The sequence below is a fragment of the Bradyrhizobium sp. C9 genome (assembly GCF_002532045.1).
GTDB lineage: Bacteria > Pseudomonadota > Alphaproteobacteria > Rhizobiales > Xanthobacteraceae > Bradyrhizobium.
On record NZ_NWTG01000035.1, the window covers coordinates 44,167 to 62,913 of the forward strand.

Below are 18,747 nucleotides of genomic sequence, written 5' to 3' on the forward strand. Positions count from 1 at the left end.
GCGGTATACTACCATTGGATGCCGGTGGGCCGGACAGGTTCCCGAGAAAATGGCGATCGGCCAAAAAGACCCAGTCGGCGGGCTACGGCCTGATATAGGCCTCCGGATCGCCGCGCGCGTGCGCTTCCATCGCATCGAGGAAGCAGCGAACTTTTGCCGGGACAAATTGCCGCGCCGGCAGCAGCGCATGCACGTTGAGCGGCTCGCAGGCATGGTCCGGCAGCAGCCGCCGCAACTCGCCGGCCGCGACCGCGGCGCGGGTGTAGCTTGCGGTGACCCGCAGCACGCCATGGCCGGCGAGCGCCGCCTGCAGGCGGACATGCGCGTTCGAGCTGGTGAGGCGCGCGTGGTCCACCGCGAGATGCTCGACCGCGCCGCCGGGTGCGGTGATCGCCCATGGCGGATCGCTGGGACCGGTCAACAGCGGCAGCTTTCTCAATTCGTCCAGCGTGCGCGGCTCGCCGAATTTCTCCAGCAGCGCCGGCGCCGCGAACAGGCCGCGCTCCAGGGTGAAGACGCGGCGGATCACGATGCCGGCCGACGGCAGCGGCGCCTCCAGCATCGCGAACACGATGTCGTAGTTCTCGGCGATCGGACTAACGATGTCGTGCTCGACGTCGATCCGGATCGCGAGCTCCGGATAGCGGCCCATCACGGCACAGGCGACCGGCCCGGCGTGGTGCGCGCCGAATTCGTACGGCGCCTTGATGCGCAAGGTGCCCGCGACCGCGCTGGACATCGCCAGCGCCTCGCTGTGGGTGTCGTGCAGCGCGGCGAACAGCGGGCGCACCTTGCGATAGATGGTCTCGCCGGAATCGGTCAGCCGCAGATGCCGCGTGGTCCGCTCGATCAGCCGCAGTCCGAGATTGGCCTCGAGACGCTGCACCGCAGCACTGAGGCTCGATTTGGGATGCCCGAGCACGCGCGCGGCCGCGGTGAAGCCGCCATGCTCGACAACCTCGCAAAACAGCTCCCAGTCGCGCCACTCCATGGCCGATTGTCCATCCAGCGGTACAGTGTGTCCAGCCAAATCGGATTATCCCGATGACCGGGATCACTTAAACCTGATTGCAAGCAACATTGCATTGGGAGGCTGACATGGCAGTTGACTTGGCCGACGACGGAATTTTCCTGCGCAACGCCTGGTATGTGGCGGCGCTGAATCACGAGCTGATCGACGGCAAGAAGCTGGCGCGCACCATCCTGGAGCGGCCGATCGTGATCTATCGCGGCGCCAGCGGAAAGGTGGTCGCGCTCGACGACCGCTGTTGCCATCGCGCCGCGCCGCTCTCGATGGGGCGCGTCGAGGGTGACGACATCCGCTGCATGTATCACGGCATGAAGTTCGCGGCCGACGGCAAGTGCATCCAGATCCCCGGCCAGGATGCGATCCCCGCCAAGCTCGGCGTGCGCAGCTATCCGGTGGTCGAGCGCTACAACATGATCTTCATCTGGACCGGCGATGCCGAGAAGGCCGATCCGAAGCTGATCCTCGACTATCCGCCGCTCGAGGATCCCAAATGGCGCGGCCTGCCGGGCTACATGCACTACAAGGCCAACTGGCTGCTGATCGTCGATAACCTCAGCGACTTCGCGCATCTCGCCTTCGTGCACACCAACACGCTCGGCGGATCCGAGGAATACGCCTACAAGACCAAGCCGGTCGCGATCGAGAAGCTGGACGACGGCTTCCGCGTCGAGCGTTGGCACATGGGCGCCGATGCGCCGCCGTACCACAAGAAAGTGATTTCCAACCGCGACGACCAGGTCGATCGTCGCAATATCGGCCGCATGATCGTGCCGGGCATCTTCACCCTCGACACCACGTTTGCGCCGGCGGGGCAGGGCGCGGAGAAGGGCGTTCAAGTTCCGGGCACGCGGTCATACCGCAACGCGCAGTTCATGACGCCGGAGACGCGTTCCTCGACGCACTTCTTCTGGAATTACCTGCACGATTTTGACATCGACAATCCGAACATCGCGCTGTCGCTGCGGCATTCCCTCGAGGAGGCCTTCAACGAGGACAAGGATTTCATCGAGGCGCAGCAGAAGGTGCTCGACGTCGATCCGGACTATCAGCTGCTTGCGATCGGTGCCGATGCGCCGCTGACCTATTTCCGCTGGCTGTTCGCACGCCGGCTCGAAGCGGAGAAGGGCGCGGCGCGGGCCGCATGATTGGGTGAATCGATGGCTGTTGCCGCTTGGCGGCAAGCCGCGCCGGGATCGCGAGATCGTGACGTTTCGGCGTGGCTGCCGCTCCGGCCGGTTTGGCGTAGACTCATCTAAGCTGAATTTGTCGGTTCTTGATCAGGGTCAAGGTTTTGACCCGCGCTGGCCAGATTATTTCGGTAACGATCGATCGGTGAACGAGCTTGCCCGAAAAGGTGGACCCATCGGAACGACGTGCGAGCACCGGCTGGCCGCAGGATGCTTGGCTATGGCCGTTTGAAGCCGCGCGATTGGCGCTGGACTTCTACGCGCATTGGTATCCCAATCGTGCGCCCGAGCCGACGGATTCGCCCGGTGAAGCGGCGGCGCTGCCCTGGACGACGGCTCACACGGTCGCGCTTGAACTGGCGTCGATGAGCCTGCTGGATTTCTCGAGCGCGGCAGAAGGCCACCCGCTGCTCATCTGCGCGCCCTATGCGCTGCACCGCGCGAAGATAGCGGATCTTGCCCCCGGCCACAGCCTGATGGAGGCTTTACAGAAGGCGGGTATTGCACGCCTCTATCTCACCGACTGGCGCTCGGCGGGCCCGGAGATGCGATTTTTCTCCATCGACACTTTTTTGTCCGATCTCAACGTGGCCGTCGACACGATCGGGCCGCCGGTCGACCTTGCCGGCCTCTGTCAGGGCGGCTGGCTGTCGTTGCTTTATGCGGCGCGCTTTCCCGGCAAGGTGCGGCGGCTGGTGCTGGCGGGCAGCCCGGTGGACATTTCGGTGCCGTCGGATCTCTCCAGGATGGTCGCCTCGCTTCCCCAGCAAGGCTTCGAGGCGCTGGTCAGCCAGGGCGATGGGATCGTCAGTGGCAAGCACATGCTGCAGATCTGGAGCGCCCCACTTCGCATGCTGGACGTCGAAGCGGCGCTGCAGCGTCGGCTCGACGGGAAATCGGATGATGCACGGACGCTGCTCGATCGCTTCATTCGCTGGAACAGCGAGACGCTCGATCTGCCGGGCACTTACTACCTCGAAGTGACCGACTGGATCTTTCGCCAGAATCGGATCGCGGCCGGAGACTTCGTCGCGCTCGGTCGCAGGATCGATCTTGCTGCGGTGGAGCAGCCTGTCTTCCTGCTCGCCGCGGAGAACGACGTCGTCGTTCCGCCCGACCAGGCACTTGCGACATTACGACTGCTGGGGACCCCGCCCGCTTGGCTGCAATGCGACACCGAGCGGTGTGGTCACCTCGGCCTGTTCATGGGCCGCAGGGCTTTGGCCGGTTCCTGGCGCCGGATTGCGCGCTGGCTTCAGTCCGATCTCGGTGAGGCTGCGGGTGAGCGATCGCGGATCAGCGCGTGAGTGCAAAAATGAAAATGCCCCGAATTGCGCTCTGCAATCCGGGGCATCGGAGATTAGTCGCGATGACCTGCGCCGCGCTTACTTCGCCGCGACGACCATGATCTCGACATTGTACTGCGGCGCCGCGAGCTTGGCCTCGACGGTGGCGCGAGCCGGGGTGTTACCCTCCGAGACCCACGAGTCCCACGCCGCGTTCATCTCGGGGAACGTCTTCATGTCGGTGATGTAGATCGTCGCGCTGAGCAGCTTCGACTTGTCGGTGCCGGCCTTGGCGAGGTGGCCGTCGATGATCGACAGGATGTCCTTGGTCTGGTCGGTGACGCTGCCGCCCGCGGCCTTGCCGGCGACGACGCCGGCGAGATAGACGGTGTTGCCGTGCACGACGACCTGGCTCATGCGCGGGCCGGTTTCGAAACGCTGAATGCTCATTTGGGTCTCCACTTGAATGGCAGGCACTGTCTACCGCGCCGTGCAGCCCACCGCTACTGCGCATTTTGCAGACGTACATTTCACGCAAAGCGCGCGAAGAACGCCCAAATCGTGTCGGCGCCGTCGATGTCGCCGTTTTGCGGCCCGAGCAGTGTCGCCGCCAATTTCGTAAAATGCGCGTCCGGGAAGTGGCCGGGCATGCGGTGACCGCCGCCATTGACGCGGTAAAGCACCACGTCACGTCCCTGCGGGCAGGTCGAGTCGATCCGCGTGACGGTCGATTGATCGGACGGATTGCGGTCGGGCAGATCGGTGGTTGCGGCGTCCTTGGTCTCGCAGCCATCGATGCGCCGCCAGAATTCCAGTGTGCGTTCGGTCGACCAGAACCCGTCGACGGCAAAATAGCTTCTGCCGCGGCCGCCTTGATAGGGGATCAGGGGATCGACGGTGCCGTTCATCAGGAGCATCGGTACCGGACGTGCCGGCCGGCAGGCCCCCGCGGACTCATCGGTCAAATTCATGACGACGCTGGCTGCCGCGGCGAACAGGTCGGCGCGTTCGCAGGCCAGCGTCATGGCCATCGCGCCGCCGTTGGAGATGCCGGTGACATAGACCCGCTTGGGATCGGCGATGCCGTCGGCCACGAGCTTTGCAATCAACTGGGTGATGAAGGCGACGTCGTCGGTGCCTTCCGGCGGCGGATTGCCGGCGCGCCGTGCGTCCGGCCGGGAGTCGGCCCAGGCATGGTTCAGTCCGTCGGGATAGACCGCTGCAAAGCCGTCGCGCCTGGCGATCAATGGCCACGATGTCCGCGTGATCATGTCGGCACTGCTTTGGGTCTTGCCGTGCAGCACGATCACGAGCGGCGCCGGCTTCGCGGCCGGGGCCTGCAGCGTGAAGGTCCGCGTCGTGCCGTTGACGATGAGCGAATCCGCAGCCGCCGGCCCACTGCTCAATGCAAGTGCGCCGGCCAGTACCAGCAAGTCGATTGAACAGCGTCGCATTGAAACCCGCCTTTGCGGCGATTGCAGCACGCCGGCGAGGCGGGTTCAACCAGTCCGTCCCGAGCGTGGCTTCACGATCCGGTCGGTGCATCCCGCGTATCGGCCCAGCGGGCGAACAGCGCGATCTGTTCGGCCGGCCAGGCGCCGTCGCACGGCATGGTGCCGGCTTCCAGCCGGGCCAGGATCTGCCGGCAGTGCTTGGCGACATCAGCCTCCTTCCAGAGATCGAAGGCGAACAGCATCGAGTTGCGATCCATCGGCCGGAACAGCGGCCGGATGTGCTGCTCGAACTGAACGGCCTCGCCGGGACCGGGCAGCGCGATACCGGCTTCGTTCGCGGTTTCCGCATCGCCCGCGATTGCGGACGGCCGCGCGGCGGGGGTCGCGTTGCAGACCCACCACCAGCGCGGCACCGGCATGTTCGGCGGCGGCTTCGCGCCGGCGCCGGAATTCTCCACCGCGATCCGCGAGCCCCATTCGATATAGGCCACGAACGCGGCGCGGAATTCCGGATCGGACGGCAGCCCGGCATCGTCGGCGCTCTGCACCATGTAGGTGGCCCACAGCGCGCGCTGCTCCGGCCTGATCTCCTTGCCGATGTGCTGCGACACCATCCGCCGATAGCCGCCATAGCGTTCGGTGTAGAAGCGCGGGCCGCCGAACACTTCGCTGAGCCAGGCCGCCACCCGTTCGGGATGGTCCGGCGACATCTCGGCGAATAGCGGGCCGAGCAGGGGATCCTCCGGCACGTAGCGGCTGTAGAAGATGCGGGTCATGTCGAGCAGGGCGGGATAGCCGCCGGCCCATTCGAACAGCGTCGGCTCGCGCATCGGATCCGGAACCGGATCGTGAAATTCAACATCCCAGTGCATGCCGCTGCAGAACGGCTTGTTCAGCGACGAGCCGCAGCGGCACAGGCTGACATGCTCCTGCGACGCACCCGCATTGCGCGCGACCGGCGCGCCATCCTCGTCGACCAGCTCGACGCGACCGGTCACGCGATACGGCCCGTCCTTCGACACTTCGATCTGCGGCGGCCGGTCGACGTCGGACAGGTTGGCGTCCCGCGCGGGGCCGATCCCGATGCCGAGCGCGCCCGACGGGCAGCGGCGCACCGCATTGATGAGATCGTCGAGGCGCGCGCCGCTCGGCGCGACGAACGGCTCCTCGCCGAGATGAAACACCGCGTTGAGCCGGTCGGTGCAGAAGCCGGAATGCGCACAGGTGCCGCGATTGTCGAACACATGCGCCTGCTGCCCGGCGTAGATGTCGAGCTTGTCGGGCACGCGCCGCGGATACCTGGCGTCGGTGAAGCCGCGCGCGACGTGGCTGTCGTCGCAGAACGGCTTGGTCTGCGATTGTCCGCAGCGGCACAGCCGCACCGGCGCTTCGGCTGCAACGCGCACGCCGAGATGATCGACGATCGGAATGCCGGGCTCCGGTTCGTAGGGGCCGTTGCGTCTGACGATGATGCGCTTGCGCGGCTGCTGTTTGTCGTTTGGGGCTTGGGCGGAACTGTCTTCTGTCATGCCTTGCATTGATCCCTAAGCTCGCCCAACCCGTGCGAAGCGTGCTTAGATGGATCGATGGCGGCGCTCAACGAACCAGATGGAAAGTGCCGCGGGAGAGTTGCGATGATCCGCAAGACCAAGCGCAAATATGGTTGCCCGGTCGAGTTCTCGATCGATCAGCTCAACGGCAAATGGAAGACCGTGATCCTGAGCCGGCTGAAGGTTAAGCCGGTGCGCTACGGCGAGCTGCGCCACGACATCCCGCAACTCAGCGACAAGGTGCTGACTGAACGGTTGCGCGATCTCTGCAATTCAGGCTTCGTCAAGCAGGAACGCGGCGGTGGTACCTCGCGCTATTGCCTCACCAAGCGCGGCGAGATGCTGGCTCCGATGCTTCAGGCGCTCTATGATTGGGGCGAGGCCAACGCCGACACGTTCGGCGTCCGCTTCCTCAGCGCGGAGGCGGATTAGAGCATGGGCTCATGGCGCGCGGCCAGCCATAGCCGGACAGAGGTAGTCCGCAGTTGGACGCTGACGAAGCGGACGTCAGCCAGCCGACAATCTCCGCTGAAACCGTCGTGATCCGACTCGGACATCAGGACCAATGCAATCCTCATCATCGGTTGGTAGAATTGCACTGCGTGTTCCTTTTGGAAGGGATGCACATGAAACGGCTTCTCTTATCGATTGCTGCATTGCTGGGGATGTCCGGCGCGTTATTCGGGCAGACTTCGCTTGTGTCGGAGATCGCGCCGGGTGGAAAGCTGCGGGTCGGCATGATTGCCATTACCGTGCTCGGAGGTGTGGCCGAACCCGTCGCGGGTTTCGTCGGGCAGAGGTTGGGTGCCGCCGTTGAGCCGGTGATGTACCCGAGCCCGGAAGCCTATCTACAAAGCTTCGGCAAGGCTGAATGGGACATCGCCATAGGGCCACGTGTCCTTGCTCCGGCGGACAAGGCGGATTCAACTGCAAACCTTTGGGCCATAAGTCTCATTTACGTCGCCGCGCCGGGAACAGAATTTCCTGATATCGCCTCCGTGGACAAGACAGGTGTACGGATTGGCACCATCCGTGGCGCTCCGTCCGACCGCGTGCTGACGCGGGAGATCAAGGCCGCTGAGATCGTCCGTATCCCTCTAAGCCCGACCATCGCGGCTGACGCAGCCGACCTACTGCGCTCCGGCAAAGCAGACGTCTTTGGCGCAGACTCCGGCGTCGGGTATCCCGCCGCCGAAGCCCTGACCGGCGCCAAGATCGTGCCCGGCGCCTTTGGGACGGTTCTGGTGGCGGCCGCATTGCCGAAAGGCCGCTCTCCGGCGGCGCAGGCTCTGCTCGCGACGCTTGTCGAAGAAGCAAGACAGAGCGGCGTGGTGCAGAAAGCGATCGACGCGAAGGGCCTCAAAGGTGTGAACGTCGTCTCGAAATAGCCGGACACGACGAAGACCTAAGCTCGCTTTTGGCTCGTCCGAGACATGCCAACTGCACCGAGCGATGTCAGCTTTTAGGGGTATCCCGGATGGTAGGTGCTCATGCCGGGCTCTTCTCTGTTTGACCCAAAGCCGACGTTGTCCGGTGATCGCCCCCCTGATACGCTTGATCAATCAAACAATCTGGGGGCGTACGATGTTCGAAATCTTGCGTCGCGACCTGATACTTAGCGCAGCCGGTGCTTACGCTGCGTTTGGACTCGACAAGCCGATCACGTTTGTCGACGCGGCTCACGCTCAACAGTCCGTCACGCAACCTTTCCGCAAATACAAGGTCGGCGACATTGAAATCTTCTCTCTGATCGATGGCATGCGTGACGTTCCGCTGCGGGAGGGCATGGTCAGGAATGTCAGCATCGACCAGGTCAAGACCGTGTTGCGTGGTGCCGGTTTTCCCGACAATCAGGCGCCGCTACGGTTTATCGTCATGGCGCTCAAGCTGCGCGATCAAGTGGTCCTGATCGACTCGGGCACGGGCGGTCATCCGATTTATGGTGAGGGGAACGGCCGGCTGTTCGAGAGCATGGCGGCGGCAGGCCTTGACCCCAAGGCAGTCAAGACGATTCTCATCTCCCATCTCCACGGCGACCATATTTATGGCCTCATGAATAATGAGACCAATGCCCAAGTCTTCCCGGATGCCGAGATCGTGGTGCCCGCTGCGGAGTTGAAATGGTGGACACGCCCGGGAGTGGAGTCGATCGATCTCGGACCGACGCGCAAAGGCCTTGCCCGGCGCATTCAAGCTACCGTGGCGACGTGGAAAAACGTCAGACCTTTTGAGGGAGAATCAGAGCTTCTGCCCGGCGTACGCGCCGTAGAGGCGCCCGGCCACAGCCCGGGGATGGTGGCGCATCTGGTGTCATCCGGCAGCCAACAGTTCCTGATCAGCGCCGATGTGGTCAATCTTTCGCCCCATATTCAAACAAATCCGGAATGGCAGCTTGCCATCGACCAGGATCCGCAAATGGCCGTCGAAACGCGAAGGAAGATCTTCGATCGCGCGGTCGCCGACAAGCTGACCATTTCGGGTACTCACTGGTTGATGCCGAACGTCGGCACGCTGGCCAAGGATGGCAGCAGGTACGTATTCGTAGCCGAGGGGTAATATTCCCGCGACACTATCTGTTGGCGATTGGAACACGACTGCTGCTCGTCGCGGAGAACCGGTCGGCACTTGAGTCAGCTTCTGGCCTTTTTCGGAAATGCCGCGCTTGCTATCGAAAGTTCGGTGTCGGGGGTGAAGCGGATGTCACAGCGCTTCAGCGTGCACGAACGTCGAACACCGGCCCGGCCGGTCTTAGCGTTCGCGCTCCCAGGTGAGGGTTCCGACTACCTTCTTGCCGGGATAAACGGCGCTGGCTTGCTCAGCCGTTCGAATGATCAGCTTGTCACCCTGCAACCTGAAAAATCTCACCTGGTCCTGCCCGGTCAGAAGCTCGTTCCAGGATATATCGACCTTGGTCGTGAACTTGTCGTCCTCGATGGTAAATGGGCCGGTGTAAACCATCAGCGTCTTGAGGAGAGCTGCTGACTCTGCATCGTTTGCCGCCGGCTTGCGATTTGCCGCCGCGATGACGAATGCCGCGTATCCGTCCGGCGTGATGAGCGCCCTGCCTTTCGGATTGCGACCAAACGGTTCGGTGACGTCTCCACCGATGATCTGAATGGTCCACGAAGTCAGCTTCCAGCTGCCGGCCAATCGCCTCGCTGTGTCCTGCGCGAGAGCCAATCCAGGCGCAAAATAGCAATACACGACAACAGCGAGGGCGAAGAAGCGCATATGCTGTCCTCCTATGAAGGAACAGACTTCGAGTATGGCCATACTAACCACGGGGAATGAAACCTGCGAGCCCCGCGACGACTGCCTCCTGGTCCCGCCACGCCAGATTCTTCGGGCCGCGGAGTGGAAGCAGGTTCGGTATTGGCCCCGGGTGCGGACTTGGCGGCCTATCTTACCCGTCTCGCCCGCGCATGGTACCATCCGGGCTGCTCGGCCGATGCTATCGATCCTCGCTTTGGAATAGACCAATGACTTTGCGGGCAATTTTAGCCGCATGCGCTGTTGTGGCCTTTGGATTGTTGATGATGACGATCGACGCACCTGGTCAGAAGCAATCGCTAAAAGATCAGCTGGTGGGCACGTGGACGCTGCTCTCGTGGGAGCAGAAGAAAGGCGACGGCACCAAGATCGAGCGTTATGGGGCCGCTCCGAAAGGCACCGCGTTCTTTGATGCGGGTGGGCGATACATCATCACGGTGATGCGCTCGGATCGAGCCAAGTACGCGAGCAATACCCTGTGGCAGGGTACACCCGCGGAAAACAAGGAAACCGCCGACGGCACGATAACCTACTTCGGAACGTATTCCGCCAACGAGGCAGATAGCAGCATCGCAATCCACGTCGAAGGCAGCTCTTTTCCAAACTGGAATGGCACCGAACAGAAGCGCTTTGTCGCGATTGCAGCGGACCAACTGACGTTGACCGTTCGTCCCCCGGCGGGAGATATCGTCGACGTGATTTGGAAACGAGCGAACTGATCTGGCTATCACATCTGCTGTTGGCCCGTCGTGACCGTTGCCTGCGGCACGAACCTGGTCGCTATAAGAGCAAAGCGGATGTGTTACCTGCCGGGCTTATGGGCACACGGTTTGGCGCAAGGTGAGATCAAGCTGTGGCGGGACATTCGCGCAATTTCGGAATATTAGAAATATACCCCTGAGTTGCCCGAGGTGTCAAGTTCCCTGATCGCTCCGGGCACCGCCGGCTACTGTGCATGGGGTTGTTTTCGATATTTTGGCAACGCCCCTGCGACGAACTGATTTCCGGCCGGAACCTTACGCAAGGAAAGGTCGTTGTCGCGGGATGTTGGGGGCAATCAACACAAGGAATGCTCATGCGCATCCGCATCTCGACGGCATCCATCATTGCTGCTGCACTTTCGCTCGGAACACCTGCCTGGGCGCAAACGCAGGGAACGCAACCTAAGGCGCCGCCGCAGGCTCAATCTGAGGAATCCACCACCATCCGGACCATACAGGTCGTGGACGTCAAGGAACTCAAGCCCGAAGTCCGGTCGAGGGTCGAGGCTGTCATCGCCAAGGCAAGCGAGGACGACCTGAAGAACCTGCGTGGTTCCATCGACGCCTCCCAGGAAGCGACGTCCGCGCTCAAGGCGAAGGGACTGAGTTCTGCGCAGGTCGTCGCAGTCAATCTCTCCAACGGCATCCTGACGCTGTTCACCAAGCTCGCCTGACGAAGTTTCGCAGCCTGAAGACATTCGGACTGAACAACAAAGGCCCGCCGGTTCCAGCCGGCGGGCCTGCTGCATCTCGGAACAGCGCGCGCTAGCCTACCGCCTTCGCGGCCGCGCGCCCGGCGTTGCGGCCCGAGAACAGGCAGCCGCCGAGGAATGTTCCCTCCAGCGAGCGATAGCCGTGCATGCCGCCGCCGCCGAAGCCGGCGGCTTCACCGGCCGCGTAGAGCCCGCGGATGATCTGGTGATCATTGCCGAAAACGCGTGAATCCAGGTCAGTCTCGAAGCCGCCGAGGGTCTTGCGGGTGAGGATGTTGAGCTTCACCGCGATCAGCGGACCGTGGTCGGGATCGAGGATGCGGTGCGGCTTGGCGGTGCGGATCAGCCGGTCGCCGATATAGCGCCGCGCATTGTGCAGGTTCATCACCTGCGCGTCCTTGACATAGGGGTTGGTGATCTCGCGGTCGCGCGCCTCGATCTGCGTCTTGATGGCCTCGAGGCTCAAGAGATCATTGCCGACGAGCTTGTTCATGGCGCCGACGAGGTCGGTGAGATTGTCGCGCACGATGAAGTCGGCGCCGTGCTGCTTGAAGGCCTCGACCGGCGCCGGCGCGCCCTTGTTGGTGGCGCGCTTGACCGTCATGCGCCAGCTCTTGCCGGTAAGGTCGGGGTTCTGCTCGGAGCCCGACAGCGCGAACTCCTTCTTGATGATGCTCTGGGTCAGGATGAACCACGAATAATCGTAGCCGGTGCCCATGATGTAATGCAGCTGCCCGAGCGTGTCGGAGCCCGGGAACAGCGGCGCCGGCAGCCGCTTGCCTGTCGCGTCGAACCACATTGAGGACGGTCCCGGCAGAATCCGGATGCCATGACGCGGCCAGATCGGGTTCCAGTTCTGGATACCCTCGACGTAGTGCCACATCCGGTCGCGGTTGATCAGCCGGCCGCCTGCCTGTTCGGTGATGCCGATCATGCGGCCGTCGACATGTTCGGGCACGCCCGAGATCATGAACTTCGGCGGCTCGCCGAGCCGCTTCGGCCAGTTCTGTCGCACCAGGTCATGATTGCCGCCGATGCCGCCGGAGGCGACGATCACCGCCTGCGCGCGCAGCGAAAAATCACCGACGACGTTGCGCGAGGAACTCTTGCCGCGCTCGACATCAGACGTTTCCAGGATCGCGCCGCTCACGCCATCGACTGTGCCGTTGCTGATGCTGAGTGCATCGACGCGATGGCGGAACTTGAACACCAGCTGTCCGCTCCTGGCGGCCTCGCGCGCGCGGCGCTCGAACGGCTCGACGATGCCGGGGCCGGTGCCCCAGGTGACATGGAAGCGCGGCACCGAATTGCCGTGGCCCATCGCATCGTAACCGCCGCGCTCGGCCCAGCCGACCACCGGGAAGATGCGATGGCCCATCGCGCGCAGCCAGTCGCGCTTCTCGCCGGCTGCGAACGCGACATAGGCTTCGGCCCATTTGCGCGGCCAGTGATCCTCCTCGCGATCGAAACCCGCGGTGCCCATCCAATCCTGCATCGCGAGGTCGGCGGAGTCCTTGATGCCGAGCCGGCGTTGTTCCGGCGAATCGACCAGGAACAATCCGCCGAACGACCAGAACGCCTGACCGCCGATGCTCTGCTCCCCTTCCTGGTCGAGCACGATGACGCGTCTGCCGGCGTCGGCGATCTCGGTTGCGGCGACCAGACCGGCAAGTCCGGCGCCGATCACGATCACATCTGCATCGTCAGCCATGTTTGCTTCCCCCCGTCCCGGGTTGGATTCAAAACCGTGTCGTTGCGCGTGGTCAACGCCAAATGGACCTTGCCTGTGGCGGCGAGGCACCAAACGGTTGCGACAAGCTGTTCCAGTTTGGGACCTTTTCCACGCGTCAGTGCAGCGTGGGCGCAACACCCAATTTGAATTTGTTTTGACGGGCTTCGCTCGTCTGGACAAAAATCCCCGGCCGCAACACGCTCACGATTGTCTTGCATCACAGACCAACAGATTCGGTTTCGACTGGGGCTGGCCAAATGAAGTTGATGACGGGGTTGCTCGCTGCGGTTCTCCTGCTGGCGGGAATGGGGGCGTCTCAAGCAGTGGTCAGGATCGCCGACGATCGCGGCGGCAAGATCGGCATCTATGTCGACAAGTATCAGGACCTGCGCACATCCGGTGAGACCGTGATCATCGACGGGCTCTGCGCCTCTGCCTGCACCATCGTGCTCGGCAAGGTCCCGCACGACCGAATCTGTGTGACCTCACACGCCAGCCTCGGCTTCCATGCCGCCTGGGACTACGGCGACAACGGCCGCCCGGTCCCCAATCCCGAAGCCACCCATATGCTGTACCTGATGTACCCGCCGGCGGTCCGCAAATGGATCACGGACCGCGGTGGCCTGACCCGGCACATGATCTTCCTGCGCGGCAAGCAACTGCAGGCGCTGTACAAGCCGTGCTACCTCAACGCCCAGGCATCTGCGCCGAAACCCGCCGAGCCTGCACACTGAGCTGCTGACCTCGGCGAGCGGTCTCTCTGGTGATAGCCGGCAGGCAGGGCGAGGCGCGTGCCGGGCATCGCCTCGCTATCATTTGACGGCCAGCTGTGGCCATTGCGCTTGCTGCCTGGGGGAACCCGGCTTATCTCAACCGCATGGTTCAGCCGATCTCCACCCGATCCGAGCTCGTGACGGCTCCGCAGGGCCGGGTGGCGTCTGCAATCCTGTGGGGCGCTGCCGGAATCGGCGGATTGGCCTTGCTCGCTGCTGCCGCGCTCTGGTTCCACTACGGGACCGCGGTGTTTTTCGAAATGATCACGGCCGGCATCGCCGCCTGCTTCTGACAAGGACGCCCTCGCATCATGCCCCGGACCACGCGCCCATTGGTGATCTTCGCTGCCTTCGCGGGCAGTCTGGCGGTCGGCCTGTTCCTCATGTTGTGGGCGGTCGGCGGCCTGCGCACCGTCGCAGCGCCGGCCGCGATCGGCGGCCCGTTCCAGCTCACCGACCAGGCCGGCCAGACCGTCACCGACAAGAACCTCCAGGGCAAGCCGACGCTGATCTTCTTCGGCTTCACCCACTGCCCGGACATCTGCCCGACCTCGCTGTTCGAGATCTCGGAGGTGCTGAAGGCGATGGGCAAGGACGCCGATCGCGTGAACGCCTATTTCGTCTCGGTCGACCCGGAACGCGACACCGCCACGGCGATGAAGGACTACCTTTCGAGCTTCGATCCGCACCTCAAGGGCCTGACCGGCGATCCGGCCGCGATCGCCAAGGTGCTGTCGAGCTACCGGGTCTACGCCAAGAAGGTGCCGCTGAAGGATGGCGACTACACGATGGATCACACCGCGCTGATCTATTTGATGGACCGCGACGGCCATTTCGTCGCGCCGTTCAATCTGAAACGCACGCCGGAAGAGGCGGCGACCGATCTCAAACGGTATCTCTGATCGCTTTTCCCGTTCAGAATTAGCCCATTCGGCGCTCGATTCGGGCGTCGAATGGTCTATAAGCCGTTCAATTTCCTGAAATTGCCGGTTATGCCGAATTTGTCAGCTCAGCCCTTTGTCATTCGCTCGCGCCAGCTTCGCCTGGCTGCGGGAATGATGGCGGCCGTCGTGCTGACCATGGCGGGGCCCGCGGCGGCGCAGACGCCTCCCGTACCGCCGGCGCCCAAGGCGGCACCGGCCCAGCCCGCCAAGCCGGCTCCCGCACAAGCGGCACCGGCGACGCCCCCGGTAGCAACGCCCCCGGCGGCGGCCGCTCCGTCGCCTCCGAACCAGCCGCCCAAGGCCGCCGAGGCTGCGCCGCAGGCGGTGCCGGGCTTCTGGGACCCGCGGCGACGGCCGGACCGGCCGGACCTGTCGCGCCTCACCGTGATCCGCTTCCTCACCGAGACCGACTATCCGCCGTTCAACTTCACCGGTCCCGACGGCAATCCGGCCGGCTTCAATGTCGACCTGGCGCGCGCGCTCTGCGACGAGATCAAGGTCACCTGCACCATCCAGATGCGCCGCTTCGAGACCCTGATCGATGCGCTGGCCACCAACCGGGGCGATGCCATCATCGCGTCGATGGCGGTGACGCCGCAGCTGCGCGCCAAGGTCGATTTCACCGATCCCTATTACCGCGCGCCGGCACGCTTCGTGTCGCGCCGCGACAACGTGATGCCGGAAATCCGCCCGGAATATCTCGAGGGCAAGAAGGTCGGTGTCATCGCCGGCACCTCGCACGAGGCCTACCTCAAGGCGATGTTCACCGACGCCGAGATCCATTCCTATCCGGATAACGACGCGCTGCGCGCGGCACTGCGCCGCGGCGAGGTCGACTTCATCTTTGGCGATGCGATCTCGCTCGCGTTCTGGATCAACGGCACCGATTCCGCCGAATGCTGCGCGTTTTCGGGCGGCCCCTTTGTCGAAAGCCGCTATTTCGGCGAGGGTGTCGGCATCGCCGTGCGCAAGGGCAACGATCTGCTGCGACAGTCGCTGAACTGGGCGCTGTTCCGGATCTGGGAAAAAGGCCGCTACACCGATCTGTGGCTGCGCTATTTCTCGATCAGCCCGTTTTGACGCTGTGACCTTCACCTCGCCCCGCTTGCGGGGAGGGAGCGTCGTTTTGCATTTTGCCGCGAAAGCGTTAGTTTTCGCGGCCGTTTTGGAGAAAGCCTGAAGAAATGTCCGTGATTGATCTTGCTGCCAGCCCGAGCGACCTGCGGGCGCTCGCCGAACAATCCAACGCCTGGCCGTTCGAGCAGGCGAAAGCGATTGTGGCGCGGCTGAAGAAAAATCCGAAGGACGAGGTGCTGTTCGAGACCGGCTACGGCCCCTCGGGCCTGCCGCATATCGGCACCTTCGGTGAAGTCGCGCGCACCACGATGGTGCGCCACGCCTTTCGTGTGCTCACCGAGGACAAGATCAAGACGCGCCTGCTTGCCTTCTCCGACGACATGGACGGCCTGCGCAAGGTGCCGGACAACGTGCCGAACAAGGAATTGCTGGCGCAGCATCTCGGCAAGCCGCTGACCAAGGTGCCCGATCCGTTCGGTACCCATCCGAGCTTCGGCCAGCACAACAATGCGCGGCTGCGCGCCTTCCTCGACCAGTTCGGCTTCGACTACGAATTCGCCAGCTCGACCGAGTATTACACCTCCGGCCGGTTCGATGCGGCTCTGCTGCGCATGCTGGAGCGGATCGAGAAGGTGATGGCGATCATGCTGCCGTCGCTGCGCGAGGAGCGGGCGGCGAGCTATTCGCCGTTCCTGCCGATCTGTCCGCGCACCGGCCTCGTGCTCTACGTGCCGGTGACGGCGCATGACGCCAAGGCCGGCACGATCTCCTATGAGGATCCCGAGACCAAGGAGAGCGTCACCGTTCCCGTCACCGGCGGCCGCTGCAAGCTGCAATGGAAGCCGGACTGGGCGATGCGCTGGTACGCGCTCGGCGTCGACTATGAAATGGCCGGCAAGGACCTGATCGACTCGGTGAAGCTGTCCGCCAAGATCTGCGCGGCGCTCGGCGGCACGCCGCCCGAAGGCTTCAATTACGAGCTGTTCCTCGACGAGAAGGGCCAGAAGATCTCGAAGTCGAAGGGCAACGGCCTGACGATCGACGAATGGCTGCGTTACGCCTCGCCGGAATCGCTGTCGCTGTTCATGTATCGCGAGCCCAAGGCGGCGAAGCGGCTCTATTTCGACGTCATCCCGCGCAATGTCGACGACTACCAGCAGTTCCTCGACGGCTTCACGCGGCAGGAAGCGCGCCAGCAGCTGCAGAATCCGGTCTGGCACATCCATTCCGGCAAGCCGCCGCAGGCCGACATGCCCGTCACCTTCCAGCTGCTGCTGACGCTGGTGTCGTCGTCGAATGCGGAGAATGCCGAGACGCTGTGGGGCTTCATCGGCCGCTATCGTCCGGGCGTGACGCCCGAGACGCATCCGAAGTTAGACGCGATGGTCGGCTACGCCATCAACTACTATCGCGACTTCGTGGCGCCGACCAAGCAGTTCCGCGAGCCCACCGAAGGTGAGCGCGCCGCGCTGCAGGACCTGCGCGATGCGCTTGCGAACATGCCGGCCGATGCGACCGCGGAAGACATCCAGAACGTGGTCTACGAAATCGGCCGCCGCGAGCCGTTCCTCGACACGGTCAAGAAGGGCAAGGACGGCCGTCCCGGCGTCTCGCTCGACTGGTTCAACATGCTCTACCAAGTGCTGCTCGGCCAGGAGAAGGGCCCGCGCTTCGGCTCCTTCGTCGCGGTCTACGGCGTGCAGAACGCGGTCAACATGATCGACGGCGCGCTGGCGCGGTCGTCGTAGGCTTCTTTCTCCCCCTGTGGGAGAAGGTGGCGCGGATGAAATCCGCGCCGGATGAGGGGTCTCTCTCCGCGGAGACAGATCCCTCACCCGTCCGCGATGCTTCGCATCGCGTCCACCCTCTCCCACAGGGGGAGAGGGACAAAAGGCCGCAAAATCCGGATGGCTGATCCCCGGCAATTTCAGCCGGGGTTGCGCCGGATTGCGCTACACTCCGTCCCATAAAATCAGCACGGCCTTCGTTAAGAGGCCGGCACAGATGGGAGCATGCGCATGCAGTTCAGGGTTTCGCCGACATCGCTGCAGGACAGTACGAGCGCCGAGGAATGGCAGGCGCGGGTCGATCTCGCGGCCGCGCATCGGCTCGCCTACATCCACGGCTTTTCGGAAGGCATCTTCAATCATCTCACCTTCGTGGTGCCCGGCCGCACCGATCGCTACTACCAGATCCCGTTCGGCATGCACTGGTCGGAGGTGACCGCGTCGTCCTTCATGGAGGTCGGGATCGACGATGCGCAGGTGAAGCGCGGCGAGGGTGAGGTCGAGCGCTCCTGCTATTGCATCCATGCGCCGATCCACAAGGCGCTGCCGCAGGCCAAGGCGGTGTTCCACACCCACATGCCGTATGCGAGCGCGCTGACGCGGCTCGAGGATCCGCGCATCAAGGAGATCGGGCAGACCGAGGTCGGATTGTCGGAAGCGATCGCCTATGACGATCTCTACACCGGCCCCGCGCTGGATCCCGAGGAGGGCGCACGGCTTGCCAGGGTGATCGGCACCAAGACCATCCTTTTCATGGCCAATCACGGCATCTCGACCGTCGGAGAGACCGTCGCCGATGCCTACGACCGGCTGTATTACATCGAGCGCGCGGCGCAAGTGCAGATCTATGCGATGTGGACCCAGCAGCCGCTCAAGCAATTGCCGCAGCATGTGGTGGAGAAGACCAAACGCGATTTCCGTGACGACCATCTCTACGACGGCCCAAGCCCGTCGCAGCGGCATTTCGATGCGCTGAAGCGAATGCTGGACCGCAAGGAGCCGGATTACGCGACGTAAGCGTCGGGTCCGCGCCGCAAATTTCACCGTCGTCCCGGCGAAGGCCGGGACCCATTACCCCAGGGTCATGTTGTTGAAGCGAGCTGTGGCCCCAGCTCGCTACAATTCAAACGGCGGTGGTTGATGGGGTGGACGGCCCCCTACGGCATCAGTGTGCCAGAATGAG

At 63.5% G+C, this 18,747-nt stretch carries 19 protein-coding genes; 13 read left to right on the forward strand and 6 right to left on the reverse strand.

Translation table 11 applies throughout. From position 1 onward, the window contains the following. Positions 1–82 precede the first annotated feature (82 nt). The gene (locus tag CO675_RS36735; RefSeq protein WP_245453072.1) at positions 83–1,030 is read right to left on the reverse strand and encodes a LysR family transcriptional regulator; all 948 of its coding nucleotides are present in this window, start codon (positions 1,028–1,030) and stop codon (positions 83–85) included. 68 nt (positions 1,031–1,098) lie between these two features. Between CO675_RS36735 and CO675_RS36740 the strand changes: the two genes are divergently transcribed. Further along, entirely contained in the window at positions 1,099–2,175 is a 1,077-nt protein-coding gene (locus tag CO675_RS36740; RefSeq protein WP_245453073.1) for an aromatic ring-hydroxylating dioxygenase subunit alpha, read from the forward strand. 197 nt (positions 2,176–2,372) lie between these two features. Then, the gene (locus CO675_RS36745; protein ID WP_502693442.1) at positions 2,373–3,524 is read left to right on the forward strand and encodes an alpha/beta fold hydrolase; all 1,152 of its coding nucleotides are present in this window, start codon (positions 2,373–2,375) and stop codon (positions 3,522–3,524) included. A gap of 78 nt (positions 3,525–3,602) precedes the next feature. On the opposite strand, the gene CO675_RS36750 is transcribed toward CO675_RS36745, so the two are convergent. From CO675_RS36750 to CO675_RS36760, 3 genes are all read right to left on the reverse strand, one after another. Then, positions 3,603–3,953 carry a RidA family protein gene (locus tag CO675_RS36750; protein ID WP_097676765.1) on the reverse strand — a complete coding sequence of 117 codons (351 nt, stop codon included), beginning with the start codon at positions 3,951–3,953 and terminating at the stop codon, positions 3,603–3,605. A gap of 80 nt (positions 3,954–4,033) precedes the next feature. After that, the gene (locus tag CO675_RS36755; RefSeq protein ID WP_097676766.1) at positions 4,034–4,957 is read right to left on the reverse strand and encodes a CE1 family esterase; all 924 of its coding nucleotides are present in this window, start codon (positions 4,955–4,957) and stop codon (positions 4,034–4,036) included. A gap of 71 nt (positions 4,958–5,028) precedes the next feature. Then, on the reverse strand, positions 5,029–6,486 hold the full coding sequence (locus CO675_RS36760) for a CDGSH iron-sulfur domain-containing protein (protein ID WP_097676780.1): 1,458 nt from the start codon (positions 6,484–6,486) through the stop codon (positions 5,029–5,031). Between the two features lie 105 nt (positions 6,487–6,591). Between CO675_RS36760 and CO675_RS36765 the strand changes: the two genes are divergently transcribed. From CO675_RS36765 to CO675_RS36780, 3 genes are all read left to right on the forward strand, one after another. After that, complete coding sequence (locus CO675_RS36765; RefSeq protein WP_097676767.1) at positions 6,592–6,939, forward strand: winged helix-turn-helix transcriptional regulator; 348 nt, start codon at positions 6,592–6,594, stop codon at positions 6,937–6,939. A gap of 53 nt (positions 6,940–6,992) precedes the next feature. Next, complete coding sequence (locus tag CO675_RS36775) at positions 6,993–7,895, forward strand: type 2 periplasmic-binding domain-containing protein (RefSeq protein ID WP_143279206.1); 903 nt, start codon at positions 6,993–6,995, stop codon at positions 7,893–7,895. A gap of 196 nt (positions 7,896–8,091) precedes the next feature. Then, complete coding sequence (locus CO675_RS36780; protein ID WP_158231360.1) at positions 8,092–9,063, forward strand: MBL fold metallo-hydrolase; 972 nt, start codon at positions 8,092–8,094, stop codon at positions 9,061–9,063. A 192-nt stretch (positions 9,064–9,255) separates the two neighbouring features. Here CO675_RS36780 and CO675_RS40770 read toward each other — a convergent pair whose 3' ends face one another. Then, the gene (locus CO675_RS40770; RefSeq protein ID WP_158231361.1) at positions 9,256–9,738 is read right to left on the reverse strand and encodes a lipocalin-like domain-containing protein; all 483 of its coding nucleotides are present in this window, start codon (positions 9,736–9,738) and stop codon (positions 9,256–9,258) included. Between the two features lie 302 nt (positions 9,739–10,040). Here CO675_RS40770 and CO675_RS40775 point away from each other — a divergent pair, with 302 nt between their 5' ends. Both CO675_RS40775 and CO675_RS36795 read left to right on the forward strand, forming a co-directional pair. Further along, entirely contained in the window at positions 10,041–10,496 is a 456-nt protein-coding gene (locus CO675_RS40775) for a lipocalin-like domain-containing protein (RefSeq protein WP_158231362.1), read from the forward strand. A 356-nt stretch (positions 10,497–10,852) separates the two neighbouring features. Then, on the forward strand, positions 10,853–11,212 hold the full coding sequence (locus tag CO675_RS36795; protein ID WP_097676782.1) for a hypothetical protein: 360 nt from the start codon (positions 10,853–10,855) through the stop codon (positions 11,210–11,212). A 91-nt stretch (positions 11,213–11,303) separates the two neighbouring features. Here CO675_RS36795 and CO675_RS36800 read toward each other — a convergent pair whose 3' ends face one another. Then, positions 11,304–12,962 carry an FAD-binding dehydrogenase gene (locus tag CO675_RS36800; RefSeq protein WP_097676772.1) on the reverse strand — a complete coding sequence of 553 codons (1,659 nt, stop codon included), beginning with the start codon at positions 12,960–12,962 and terminating at the stop codon, positions 11,304–11,306. 278 nt (positions 12,963–13,240) lie between these two features. Between CO675_RS36800 and CO675_RS36805 the strand changes: the two genes are divergently transcribed. From CO675_RS36805 to CO675_RS36830, 6 genes are all read left to right on the forward strand, one after another. Beyond that, complete coding sequence (locus CO675_RS36805) at positions 13,241–13,717, forward strand: hypothetical protein (protein ID WP_097676773.1); 477 nt, start codon at positions 13,241–13,243, stop codon at positions 13,715–13,717. 95 nt (positions 13,718–13,812) lie between these two features. Continuing rightward, the gene (locus CO675_RS36810; protein WP_245453074.1) at positions 13,813–14,049 is read left to right on the forward strand and encodes a hypothetical protein; all 237 of its coding nucleotides are present in this window, start codon (positions 13,813–13,815) and stop codon (positions 14,047–14,049) included. Between the two features lie 18 nt (positions 14,050–14,067). Continuing rightward, on the forward strand, positions 14,068–14,658 hold the full coding sequence (locus CO675_RS36815; protein WP_050406287.1) for an SCO family protein: 591 nt from the start codon (positions 14,068–14,070) through the stop codon (positions 14,656–14,658). 177 nt (positions 14,659–14,835) lie between these two features. Next, on the forward strand, positions 14,836–15,780 hold the full coding sequence (locus tag CO675_RS36820) for an ABC transporter substrate-binding protein (protein WP_502693444.1): 945 nt from the start codon (positions 14,836–14,838) through the stop codon (positions 15,778–15,780). A 104-nt stretch (positions 15,781–15,884) separates the two neighbouring features. Continuing rightward, on the forward strand, positions 15,885–17,525 hold the full coding sequence (locus CO675_RS36825; RefSeq protein ID WP_097676774.1) for a lysine--tRNA ligase: 1,641 nt from the start codon (positions 15,885–15,887) through the stop codon (positions 17,523–17,525). A gap of 270 nt (positions 17,526–17,795) precedes the next feature. Next, the gene (locus tag CO675_RS36830; protein ID WP_245453075.1) at positions 17,796–18,581 is read left to right on the forward strand and encodes a class II aldolase/adducin family protein; all 786 of its coding nucleotides are present in this window, start codon (positions 17,796–17,798) and stop codon (positions 18,579–18,581) included. Positions 18,582–18,747 lie beyond the last annotated feature (166 nt).